Genomic DNA, 12,278 nt, shown 5'->3' with positions numbered 1-12,278 from the left:
TTTTATTGTTTGGGAAAATTGGGATCGGCTTTCACTTCTTCTATTTGCTGTGTATGCCGGTTGGTATGCGCAGAAACCAATAGTATGGCCTGGTAGGCATCAATCTTGGCAAAGGGTAATTCCGCAATATGGCCCCTTAAATCATCATGTGTTGTTTGCACATAATTAATCAGGCTGTCCCTGCCTGCATTGAATGCGTTTAATGTTTCATCCAATGTTTTATAAGGTGCATGCACAGGTTTAAAAGGTTCTGCAGCCTGTGCTTTGTGGCTTCTGTCTTCCACCATGCCGATAAACTGTTCATCTGTAACAGTTGCTTTAAGTGCACTGTCATTAGGTGTTTGTAAAGTTTGTTGTACAAAGCCAAACAAACCCTGCGATGTTAATGCTATGTGCTGTGCACATTCCAGCACCGACCATCTGTCCGGTGCCGGTTTAAAGTTTAGCTGCGCATCAGATAAACCTTTTACTGCATTAATTAAATCATCTCTTGTTTTAATGAGATGATCAACGGCAAATTTTCTTTCAGCTTCTGTAAGCTCTGCTTTATTAACGATGGTGAAACTGCTGAACAAAACAGATAATACAAGTAAGGAAAAAAGTGATTTCATTGGTTATGTTTTTATGTTGAAACATAAAATTAAGGCAATCCTGTTTAACATGATTTTAGAATGTGAATATTAAATTTTTCTGCATACACACTATCCTATATACAATCGATTAATTATAAAAAATTATGATTATGAAAAAGCTGGTAAAAACAATCAAAGAAATATTCAGTGTAAAAAATGGCTACGTTATTCTGCCAAGTAATGTTTGAAATAATAAGCACTGAAATTATTAAGTCCTGGTGTTTTTCACTGCAGGACTTTTATGCTGTAATAATCATGAATTAATAAACCAAATCTTCATACGCCGCCTGTAATTCATTATATGCATGCTGATCATTTGCTGCTTTTGCCTGTTGCATTCCTTTTTCATACCATTCAATTGCAAGCGCCGTTTCGCCATTCCTTTCAAGCAATTTCCCGAGATGATAATAAGAACCTACATAACCCGGCTCATTTTTTAAAACAGCTTCAAACAAAGCCTTTGCATCTTTGTCGTTATTAAGTTTTATATATTCCAGTGCAAGTGCATGCCTCAAAAAACTATCATCAGGCATTTGCTGCAAGAGTTCCTGCAGTTTTTCAATGCGGCCCATATAAAAATTATTCAATTACTTTTTCAATATGTGCAAGTTTACCATCGGTGGTGATACCTTCTACAATCACACGGAAACGTTGCGTAACATCGTTGTTATAAAATTTCAGACGGAAAGTATTATTGGTTGGCGTAGTTAATACATTAGGCGACCAAAATAAAGTTGTGCGCAAATCTTTTTGTTCATTGTTCTCGCTATAAATATCATAATTGGGAGAATAAAATTCCTTTTGTTCAGAATAACCAATGATTACTTTATATGGCAATCCTTTACCGGGCGTAGTGGCTACATCGCCGCCCTTGCGTGTGTAAATGGCTATGGCTCCATTTGCACCGCCGCCAACAGCGCCTATAAACGGTGGCCGTAAAACTTTTACATAAGCTATATCGCTCATACTTATGCCTTGAAGCATGCTTGCATCAGCAGGTGTTTCATTATAAAAAAATGCTGGTGTGCCGCCACGCCATGTAACACTTGGTGTGCCGCCTCCTGTTGTAATCTGCAGGCCCGGAACTTTACCCTGCAAATATTGAAACACACTCAAGGCGCTTCTTCCAAACGGGTCGGTCATCACATCAAACTGGTAGCCATCGCCACTAAAAAGCGGTGACGCATATTTTTCATCCAATACCTGCATGGGGCTTTTAGTTCTCGTTTTCACTACCACATCCTGCAGCGTTGTGCCCTGCCTGAATTTGGCATTACGCAGCTCTTCTTCTGCAAGCCTGCGCCTGTAATTCTCTGTTGCCGTATCGGCAAGAAAAGCATTGGCCGCCGTGTCTTCTGCTATTGTTTTAGGAGATGATAAACTGTTATCAAAATTGATAACGGAAGAATTGGCAAAGCTTTCATTGCCTGATATCTTATAATAAATTTTTGAAGTATCGTATAAAATAATGTTGGGATTGGCAAACTTCCCGGATTGATCAACTATGGCCTGTTCAAAGCGGTTGGCCGTATCCTTACTGTTATTAATAATGAGCAGCAGCATAGCGCCTTTTTTTAACTGCTGGTCTGTTGCGCCGTACACCTTGCCTGCGAGGCTTAAATAATCGGCTTCGTTTTGATATCTTATTTTTGGATATTTACTGCGAATAGAATTTTCCCAGTCAATACGGCGCCAGCCATTCGTGAGCATTACAAGATCAAGCTGCTTTTGCAGCGTATCTGAATTGTTTTGAAAATAATAATAAGGATGATAAACATTGCCTTTTAAATCGCCGGTTAAAAGCAGGTGGGATACAATATCATCGGAACTGTCAATGCCAATGCCTGCATCTGTTACAGCAACGGAAAGGTTAGCGCTAATAGAATCTGTATGAATCACCAGGGTGTTTTGTTTGCGTTTATCGGTACCCAGTTCTGCAAAACCAACTTCAGGTTCAAAAGCATAATTTTCATTATTAATAAAAGTAATGCGCTCCGCAATTGCCACCCAGTTTGAATCGAAAACAGTTACCTGCAAAATACCGGAGGGAAGTTCTTTAACCGGTATGGCGCCGCCGGTTACGGGCACATCTTTTAAATTAACGGCAGCGCCATACACAAGGTGCTGCTGCATAGAAGCAATGATATATAATTTCTGAAGATTAGCCGGTGCATCGTCTTGCCGCTGTATGGTAAACGATCTTGTATCAGCTTGTGGTGATACTTTTAACACAATGCCTGTGGCCTGCGCAGCCGGCAATTTTGTTTCGTAACTATTGCCAAGGTCATCTTTCCATTTTGCAATATAAGTTTCACCATTTTTAGCTGTGAGTGAAAATACACCCATACCATCGTGTATGGTTGTAATATCAGCCACTTTTGCATTGCTGTTATTAAAAACAGCGCCGCTCACAGGCGCCGGCGTTCCGTCAAAATGCACGGCTTTAAATGCAACGTTGGTTTCAATATTTTCAACAATATTGCCGCCTTCCGGCAAAAACTGTATAGCGGTTTTAATTGCCGGTACAGGCTTGTTTCTTACCGGCTTCGACTGAATAATATGAATGGTTTTCCTGTAAAGAAAAGATGAATCAAAATTCAACATCCATTTTGTATAAGCCTTTACATATACAACCTCATCTTTAAATTCGAGGGGAAGGCTGTAATCGCCGCTGCCACCGGATTGCAATACCGGCGATACACAATGTTTCAGCACTCTGCCTTGTGTATTGATAAAATCAATGTAAACGGTTTTGCTTATTTGAGATGGGTCAGCACCCGTCATTATATACGACTTAAACCATATTGTTTCGCCCGGCGCATAAGAAGGCTTATCAAACTGAACATAAATTTTTTCCTGCGGAAAATTGGTTGCTAAATTTTCAAGGCTGTTTTGAACGCTGTTAATGCTTATATTTTGAGATTGAACACCTGTTGTTATTGAAACAAGCAGGCATGAAGCGAATAAACAGCGCATAATTACAGGAATGTTCATAGTTGCAATTCTATTTCAAATTATTATTATGCAAATAAGCAATATTTATCTTAACAGTTCGTCAACAAAATTATCTTGCGAATATTTATTGCAATGAAAATGAATATAAAATGGCATTATAAAGCTTTTAATGAATTATCACCGCCTGAAATATATAAAATCCTGCAGTTGCGCAGTGAAGTTTTTGTGGTAGAGCAAAACTGTGTTTTTTTAGATATGGATAATAAAGATGAAGGCTGTTTACACCTGATGGGTTTTGTGAACGATGAATTGGCTGCTTATACGCGGCTTGCGCCGCCGGGATATATTTATGAAGAAATGTCAATCGGTCGTGTAGTAACATCGCATAAGCATCGCAGCAAAGGTTTGGGGAAAGAATTGATGCAATATTCTATTGCCTTGTGCAGGCAGCATTTTGGCAATGGCCCCATTAAGATTGGCGCCCAATATTATCTTTTGAAATTTTATACTTCACTTGGGTTTAAAGTGATAAGTGATATTTATTTGGAAGACGGCATTGAACATGTGTATATGATGCTGGATAATACATTTCCGGTTGGAAAAGTAAATTATTAATGCACTTTTGCAGTCCGTAAAATAAGATCAATCAGAAAATTGAGGTTAAACGAATGAAGGCATTATTAGAAGTAAAGAATGTTTCGAAAAAAGTTGAAGACCGTATAATCATAGATGATATAAGTTTTGAACAACAGCCCTTACAAAAAATAGCCATTGCAGGTGAATCAGGTGCAGGCAAAACAACTTTGCTGAAGATAATAACCGGCAATGCTCAACCCACCGGGGGAATAATTTTATTTGATGGCGAAAGAGTGATTGGCCCTGAAGAAAAGCTGATGCCCGGCCATAAAAAGATGGGTTATCTGTCGCAGCATTATGAATTGCCCAATCATTATCGTGTTGAAGAATTAATATGGTTTGAAAACAGGTTGGATGAAGCAGCGGCAAACCAGCTATTTGAGATATGCAGGATAGATCATTTGCTGCAACGTAAAACGAATTATTTATCCGGCGGGGAGAAACAAAGAATTGCTTTGTGTATGCTGCTGGTAAAACAACCGGTGTTGCTCGTGCTGGATGAACCTTTTTCCAATCTCGACCCTATTCATACGAACACATTAAAAGATGTATTGGATGATATAACAGCGAGGTTGAAAATTACGTGCACGCTTACGTCGCATGACCCGCATGATACGCTTTCATGGGCTGATGAAATATTAGTGGTTAAAGATGGAAAGCTGCTGCAAAAAGGAAGCCCGCAGGAATTATATTATAAGCCGGTGAATGAATATGTGGCCGGTTTGTTTGGCAAATACAATCTGATAAAACCTCATATAGCCGGTTTGTTTGGCATTGATACAAAAGGAAATGCTATAATGACGCGGCCCGAAAATTTCAGGATATATAAAACAGGCAGCGGCGTAAAAGGCGTTATAAAGAAGATAAGTTTCTGGGGAAGTTTTTACGAGGCTGAGGTAGTGGTTGATGATGCAAAAATTATTGTAAGAAGTAATAGTAATGAATGGCGAGATGGGGATAAGGTTTTTGTGGGGATTGGTTAATAATCAAATCGCTGTCGTAAAATATGCAGCCCAAGGAGGGATCCGCTGCGTTGGGCTGCATGAAATACAATTGCCTGTTATATAAAAATAAACCCATAGGGTGTAATTACTTTTTAACTTACAATAAGCACGGGCATAGGCAGTTTATGCCGTACAATATTTACAGTTTCACCATAAAACACATCTTTTAAACCGCGGTGCCGGTGAGCGCCCATTACCAGCATATCGGCATTAAATTCGTTTACAATGCGCACAATTTCTTCAACGCGGTGCTGGTAGCCAAGCTGCGTTTCAACAGTATAGCCCATTTGTTTTAATTGTGCAGCATAAGCCTGCAATCTTTCTGCATCCTGGCGTGTTTCATCATCATCTGTTGCGTTGCCGGAAAATGATGCCGATACTGTTTCTACCACATGCAGCAATAAATATGCAGCATGTTTATTACCCTGTTTAATAGCATGGGCAATTAATTTTTCATCAAGCGTTTTGAAATCGAGCGCTACTGCAATTTTCTGAAAGGGGTTTATTGAAAGGTTAAGCAATTGCGGCACTTTGCCATGAATGCCTTCTGACGATCTTGTTTTTCTTTTAGCATATAAAGGATAAAACGTCATTGTAATAAACAGCCATGCAAAAACTAATGAAACAATTATAATGATAGCTTTTATAAGCAAATGCCCGCTTTCTGACAACACATCGATGATTTCGCCTGCAACAAGCCTTACATTCAAAAACACTAATATGGCTGCAACCAGCCATGCAATAATTTTTATATAAGGTTTGATAACAAATACGCCCATTGTTTTTTTATCGCTCACAAAATGTATTAAGGGAATTACGGCAAACCCAAGCTGCAGGCTTAATAACACCTGGCTGAACACAAGCATATTATCAACTTCAGCTTCGCCGTATACAGCAATTACAATTACGGCAGGTATTATGGCTAACAAACGGGTGAGTAATCTTCTCATCCACGGATTGATGCGCAGGTGCAAATAGCCTTCCATAACAACCTGTCCGGCTAAAGTTCCTGTTACCGTTGAGCTTTGCCCGGCAGCAATTAAGGCAACAGCAAATAAGATTGGCGCCAGTGATGTTCCCAGTGCTGACTCAAGCAATAAATAAGCATCCTGTATTCTTGCTACAGATGAATGGCCATTATAAAAAAATGCTGTTGCTGCTAATATTAATATGCCGGCATTTACAAGAAATGCAGCATTTAAAGCGATTGTGCTATCAACAATATTATATTTAATGGCTTTGCGTGTGGCAACTTCGCTGTTATTTATTTTTCTCGTTTGAACAAGCGCCGAATGCAGGTATAAATTATGCGGCATAACCGTGGCGCCTATTATGCCCACAGCAATGTATAAAGCCTGGTCGTTTAACGAAGAAGGAACAAAGCCTTTCATCATTTCACCCACATTGGGTTTGGCAAAAAACAATTCGATTAAAAAAGATATGCCTATTATCAATACTAATGCTATAATAAAAGCTTCCATGGCGCGCATGCCTTTTTTTTGCAGGTAGAAAAGTAAGAATGTATCAAGCACTGTTATTGAAACGCCCCAGATTAATGGCAGCCCGGTAAGCAACTGAATGCCCAGCGCCATACCTAATACTTCTGCAAGGTCGCAGGCTGCGATAGCCAATTCTGCAAGCACATACAAACAAAAATTCGTGAGCGGGGGATAGGTTTCGCGGTTTACCTGCGCCAGGTCTTTTCTTCTCACAATGCCAAGCCTTGCACTTAAAGATTGAAGTAATAATGCCATCAGGTTGCTCATCAGCAAAACCCAGATAAGTTTATAACCAAACTGTGCGCCGCCCTGCAGATCCGTTGCCCAATTGCCTGGGTCCATATATCCAACACTTACAAGATAGGCGGGGCCAATAAAAGCCAAAATCTTTTTCCAGCCTTTGCGCTGACGGGTGGCATCTATGCTTTCATGTACATCACTTAAAGAATTTGAATCGCTCTTTACCATATTATAAAGGGTTTACCTGTATGGCTTTGGCCACCTGTTCACTAATATTAATTGACTGTTTGTTTTTGAATTTAATCTCAACAGAATTATCAAACGGGAGCTTATCCTTTATTTCCAGCACAGTGCCTATTGCTATGTTGCGACTGCTTAAAAAAGCAAGCAGTTCGTTTGACTGGTTTAAAACAGACGTAATTATGGCCTGTTTATTTACGGGCAGGTTTGCCAATGGTAACTGTTTAAGCTCATCTATTTTGCCATTGCTGTCAGGGATAGGGTCGCCATGGGGATCAAACTTTGGATAACCCAAAAATTCATCAAGTTTATCAATTAGTTTTTTGCTGCGGATGTGTTCCAGCTCTTCTGCCACTTCATGTATTTCATCCCAGTTAAAATGAAGCTTGTCAACAAGGAAAAACTCCCATAAACGATGCCTGCGGATAATCATCACGGCTGCTTTATTGCCTTCGCGGCTAAGCTTGAATCCTTTATATGGAAGATAATTTAATAAATTTTTTGCCTGCAGTTTTTTCAGCATATCGGTAACCGATGCTGCTTTTGTATTAAGATGATTGGCAAGTGCGTTGGTGTTTACTTCGCCTGTTGCCTGCTGCAAATGGTATATTGATTTTATATAATTTTCTTCAGCAATAGAAAAATTAGCCCGCATGTAATTTATTTTTAGACAAATCTAAAAATAAATTAGCTATTATTGGAAATTATTTCTCCGTCGTTTAAAATGCGGAATTAATCAGCATAAAAAAGGCTGCCTTAGCAAGGCAGCCTTTTTTAAAATGGTTTTAAAATTTAGAATATTCTTACCCGTATAACAGATATTGCATTGCCTGTGCTTTTTAAAACAACAGTTATATTATACTCCTGTGTGCCTTTTAATTTTCCGGCAACATACGTCATGTCGTTTAACTGTCGCGAATCAGAAAACCTTTCAAACCCTGATACTTTATTCTTTGTAAAGAAACTTTGTATCATAGCGGTAGCTTCAGCTTTGCTTAAATTTTTCACTTCCGGTTTTTGCGGCAATGCGATATTTACAGAATTACTGAAATAGCTGGCGAACTTATTGGCATTGCCTGCATTTAAAGCGCTGGCAACGTCGTCGGCAGACTGTGCAAACGTATTTACCGTTAAGAAGAACCCGATTATCGTTAATAATTTTTTCATTGATGATGGGATATAGAATTTTTGACTAAAGATAACGCTTAATGTTTAAGTAATGTAGTTATGTAATTGTGAAATGAAAGATGGTTTTTATATTTTGTTTAACGATCCTTAAGGAATATAAAACCTATTCAATCAAAACATCTTTTAAACATATCTCAATTAGCTTTGCTTTTGTTTTTGTAATAACGGGCTTTCAAATTTTTTATTTGATTTATTCCATCCTGAAAAATCATTTAACAAAAACATTAAATCTATTAGTTTTACGCCATGAGCAAAAAAGCAATTTTAATTATTATGGATGGCTGGGGGCTTGGAAAAGCTTATGCCTCTGATGCTATTCAACATGCCAAAACGCCTTTCGTAAGCAGTTTATACAGTAAATATCCAAATACTACTTTAATAACCTGCGGTGAAGCTGTTGGCCTGCCCGAAGGTCAAATGGGCAACAGTGAAGTTGGGCATCTTAATCTTGGAGCAGGCAGAATAGTTTACCAGGAACTGCAGCGCATTAACGTAGCTATTCGTGAAGGGTTGTTTCAAAAAAATGAGCAACTTTTAAAGGCGATTGATTATGCCAAAACCAATAAAAAAGCATTGCATTTAATTGGCCTTGTAAGCGATGGCGGCGTGCATTCGCATATCAATCACCTTAAGGCAATATGTGAAGTATGTGCACAGCATGGTTTAAATGAAGTATATATTCATGCTTTTACTGATGGCCGTGATACAGACCCTAAAAGCGGGCTTGGTTTTATGAAGGAGTTGCAGCAAAGCATTAATAATTCTGTTGGAAAGATAGCAAGCGTTAGCGGCCGTTATTATGCGATGGACCGCGACAAAAGATGGGAACGTATTAAACTGGCTTATGATGCCCTGGCAAAAGGTGAAGGCATTAAAGCTACCGATGCTATTGCTGCTGTGGAACAATCTTATGCTGAAAATGTAACCGATGAATTTATAATGCCGACAGTAATTGTAAATGAAGCGCAGCAACCGCTTGCCACCATTAAAGATGGCGACGCCGTTATCTGTTTTAATTTCAGGACTGACCGCTGCCGTGAAATTACCGTTGCCCTTACACAGCAGGCTTTTCCTGAATACAATATGCAGCCATTGCAGTTATATTATGTTACCATGACGGAATATGATAAAACATTTAAGGGCATTCATATTGTTTTTGACAATGATAACCTCACCAAAACACTGGGAGAAATAATTGAAGACAATAACCTGAAACAAATACGCATTGCTGAAACAGAAAAATACCCACACGTAACTTTCTTTTTCAGCGGTGGGAGAGAAGCGGCATTTAAAGATGAGAGCAGGATAATGGTGGCTTCTCCAAAGGTGGCTACGTATGACCTTAAACCAGAAATGAGCGCTTATGAAGTGACTGAAAAGCTGCTTCCGGAAATTGAAAATGAAACAGCAGATTTCATCTGCCTGAACTTTGCTAACGCTGATATGGTGGGACATACCGGCGTTTGGGAGGCAGTTATAAAAGCTGTGGAAACGGTTGACACCTGTGTGGAAAAGGTTGTTACAGCAGCGCTGGCGCATGGTTATACCACGTTCCTGCTTGCAGATCATGGCAATGCAGATTATGAGATAAATGAAGACGGATCGCCCAACACGCAACATTCATTAAATCCTGTTCCGTTTTTTATTATTAATAATGAATTTAAAGGAACAGTAAAGCCGGGTAAGCTGGGCGATATAGCGCCAACTATTTTAACTTTTATGGGCTTACAGGTTCCAAAAGAAATGACAGGCGATATTCTCGCAAAACCATAATGTTTGCTGCGAAGGCGCTAAGGCACAAAGAACTTAATCTTAATGTCTTTGGGCCTTCGTGGCACATTTGCAAACATGGTTCATGCCTGTGATTTGAATGACTTCTTATACAAACATGTTGTATATTGGTGTAAACATTGTTGTTATGGACAGGATGATAACACAGCCACAAAAAAAGCCAGTTTTCAATTTTGAATGGCTTGATCTGTTTCCTTATTCACTTGCTGTTGTTATGTTTTGCGCTGAAGTATATATTATACACCAGTTTGTTGCTTTAACGCCTGTACTGCATCATTAATAGTACACACATTTATATTTTCTTCTTTACAAACTTTACTTTCTTTGCATGCAAATGCAAATAACAAAAGCAGCCTATCTTATTTCAAGTCCTTCGGTTGATAAATGCCCGCAGCCAGACCGGCCTGAATATGCATTTATAGGGCGAAGCAATGTTGGCAAATCTTCGTTAATCAATATGCTTTGCAATAATGCGAAGCTTGCCAAAACATCAGCAGCGCCGGGAAAAACGCAGCTCATTAATCATTATGAAATTGAAAGCGTAGCAGCTAATCAAAAGGCCAGAACAAAATGGTTTTTAGTTGATTTACCAGGTTATGGTTATGCCAAACGTGCCCAAAAACTGCGCAAGCAATGGACGAAGATGATTGAGGATTATTTGCGAAAGCGTAAAAACCTTTTAAACATTTTTGTATTGATAGATGCGAGGCACAAACCGCAAAAAATTGATCTTGAATTTATAGATAGTTTAGGCGAATGGCAGTTACCATTTACTATAGTTTTTACAAAGGCTGATAAAGAAAAGCCAGGCGCTGTTGAGCGTAATGTGAAATTGTTTTTTGAAAAGATGAAAGAAAACTGGGAGTTTCTGCCGCCGTATTTTGTAACCAGCGCAGTATCAAAATCAGGAAAAGATGATGTGCTGAAATTTATTGAAGACTGCAACCTCGATTATGCAGCATCGAATGCACGTGCTGAATAGATTTTCTGAAAGCCTTATTTAATAATGCGTTTTATTTTATTCGCATTTTCAATCAGCTCAGTTAAAAATTGTACATTTTCTTTTTCCAGGCTTGCCTTGAATTTTCTTAATTGAGTAATATGCTCGTTCAGTACATCCAGCACATTTTCCTTGTTTTGCATAAACACCGGCACCCACATGGAGGCTGCACTTTTTGCGAGGCGCACCGTGCTTTCAAAGCCACCGCCAGACAATTCAAAAATGGCTTCTTCTTCTTTTTCTTTTTCCAGTACCGTATTGGCTAAGGCAAACGATGTTATGTGGGAAATGTGGCTTACATAAGCGGCATGTATATCATGATTTTCAGAATCCATAAGCACTATATTCATTCCCAGCAGGCGGTAAATATTTTCTATTATAGCAACCACTTTTTTATCTGATTGATGTACATCGCAGATAACACAGGCGCGGCCTGCGAAAGCGCCATGCACAGCAGCTTCAGGGCCACTGTATTCCGTTCCCCACATAGGATGTGTTGATACAAACCGTTTGCGCATGGGATGATCTTTCAAGGCTTTACTTAATGCAAATTTTGTAGAGCCGGCATCTGCAACAATTTGCTTGTCGGTTATCATATCCATTATCTTCAACACAACCGGAATAGTTGCATCAACAGGTATGGCTACATAAATAAAATCACTTTTAGCAACCGCTTCTTCAAGCGGCAACACTTCATCTATAATGCCAAGCTCCAAAGCTTTCTTTGCACTTGCCTGCGTTCTGCTTACGCCAATGATATGTTTGGCGAGGTTCTTTTCTTTCAATGCCAAAGCAAACGAACCGCTTATTAAACCAACACCAACAATAGTTACGGTATTAAAACTCCCCGCCTTAAAAGGAGCCATTGTATCTTCATTATTATTTTCCTCTTTCATAAAATTTTAATCTGTGATTCTTGTTTATTATTTTTCTAGGTCCTACGTTCATTCCTTATTCTTCGAAACGTTTTTATCCTATCAACTAATCAACATCTCAACTAATTAACCCAAGTTGCTAGATAAAAGAGGGTGAGCAAAGAAGAAATTATTTTTGAGTTACCACACCAAAAAATAATAGCGATGCTCACCAGCGA

12 protein-coding genes are annotated in these 12,278 nt (G+C 39.0%); 5 read left to right on the top strand and 7 right to left on the bottom strand.

The features are described from left to right. Positions 1-2: 2 nt before the first annotated feature. The 3 genes from BM015_RS20610 to BM015_RS20600 all read right to left on the bottom strand — a co-directional run bounded on the left by BM015_RS20610 (position 3) and on the right by BM015_RS20600 (position 3,626). On the bottom strand, positions 3-611 hold the full coding sequence (locus tag BM015_RS20610) for a DinB family protein (RefSeq protein WP_090663141.1): 609 nt from the start codon (positions 609-611) through the stop codon (positions 3-5). A gap of 281 nt (positions 612-892) precedes the next feature. Further along, entirely contained in the window at positions 893-1,204 is a 312-nt protein-coding gene (locus BM015_RS20605; protein ID WP_090663176.1) for a tetratricopeptide repeat protein, read from the bottom strand. A 7-nt stretch (positions 1,205-1,211) separates the two neighbouring features. Continuing rightward, entirely contained in the window at positions 1,212-3,626 is a 2,415-nt protein-coding gene (locus BM015_RS20600) for a hypothetical protein (protein ID WP_090663139.1), read from the bottom strand. 93 nt (positions 3,627-3,719) lie between these two features. Here BM015_RS20600 and BM015_RS20595 point away from each other — a divergent pair, with 93 nt between their 5' ends. Together BM015_RS20595 and BM015_RS20590 are read left to right on the top strand one after the other, a co-directional pair. Continuing rightward, the gene (locus BM015_RS20595) at positions 3,720-4,202 is read left to right on the top strand and encodes a GNAT family N-acetyltransferase (protein ID WP_090663137.1); all 483 of its coding nucleotides are present in this window, start codon (positions 3,720-3,722) and stop codon (positions 4,200-4,202) included. Positions 4,203-4,255: 53 nt separating this feature from the next. After that, positions 4,256-5,206, top strand: a complete 951-nt coding sequence (locus BM015_RS20590; RefSeq protein WP_090663136.1) for an ABC transporter ATP-binding protein — start codon at positions 4,256-4,258, stop codon at positions 5,204-5,206. 113 nt (positions 5,207-5,319) lie between these two features. Here the strand turns inward: BM015_RS20590 and BM015_RS20585 are convergent, their stop codons facing one another. From BM015_RS20585 to BM015_RS20575, 3 genes are all read right to left on the bottom strand, one after another. After that, entirely contained in the window at positions 5,320-7,194 is a 1,875-nt protein-coding gene (locus tag BM015_RS20585) for an Nramp family divalent metal transporter (RefSeq protein ID WP_090663134.1), read from the bottom strand. Between the two features lies 1 nt (position 7,195). Next, positions 7,196-7,861: a metal-dependent transcriptional regulator gene (locus BM015_RS20580; RefSeq protein ID WP_090663132.1), complete on the bottom strand. Its 666-nt coding sequence runs from the start codon at positions 7,859-7,861 to the stop codon at positions 7,196-7,198. Between the two features lie 137 nt (positions 7,862-7,998). Then, positions 7,999-8,373 (bottom strand): DUF4783 domain-containing protein, encoded by a 375-nt coding sequence (locus tag BM015_RS20575; protein ID WP_090663130.1) that lies wholly within the window; start codon positions 8,371-8,373, stop codon positions 7,999-8,001. Between the two features lie 267 nt (positions 8,374-8,640). Between BM015_RS20575 and gpmI the strand changes: the two genes are divergently transcribed. The 3 genes from gpmI (at position 8,641) to yihA (ending at position 11,167) form a co-directional block, all read left to right on the top strand. After that, entirely contained in the window at positions 8,641-10,167 is a 1,527-nt protein-coding gene (gpmI, locus tag BM015_RS20570; RefSeq protein ID WP_090663128.1) for a 2,3-bisphosphoglycerate-independent phosphoglycerate mutase, read from the top strand. 97 nt (positions 10,168-10,264) lie between these two features. Further along, positions 10,265-10,465, top strand: coding sequence for a hypothetical protein (locus BM015_RS21670; RefSeq protein WP_090663124.1), 201 nt, complete (start codon positions 10,265-10,267; stop codon positions 10,463-10,465). Positions 10,466-10,513: 48 nt separating this feature from the next. Then, positions 10,514-11,167, top strand: coding sequence for a ribosome biogenesis GTP-binding protein YihA/YsxC (gene yihA / locus BM015_RS20560; protein ID WP_262497270.1), 654 nt, complete (start codon positions 10,514-10,516; stop codon positions 11,165-11,167). A 14-nt stretch (positions 11,168-11,181) separates the two neighbouring features. Here yihA and BM015_RS20555 read toward each other — a convergent pair whose 3' ends face one another. Then, the gene (locus tag BM015_RS20555; protein WP_245751530.1) at positions 11,182-12,081 is read right to left on the bottom strand and encodes a prephenate dehydrogenase; all 900 of its coding nucleotides are present in this window, start codon (positions 12,079-12,081) and stop codon (positions 11,182-11,184) included. Between the last annotated feature and the right edge of the window lie 197 nt (positions 12,082-12,278).

Source organism: Parafilimonas terrae, assembly GCF_900115755.1.
GTDB lineage: Bacteria > Bacteroidota > Bacteroidia > Chitinophagales > Chitinophagaceae > Parafilimonas > Parafilimonas terrae.
The sequence above is the reverse complement of the archived record's forward strand: the minus strand, read 5'-3'. Positions and strand labels throughout refer to the sequence as shown.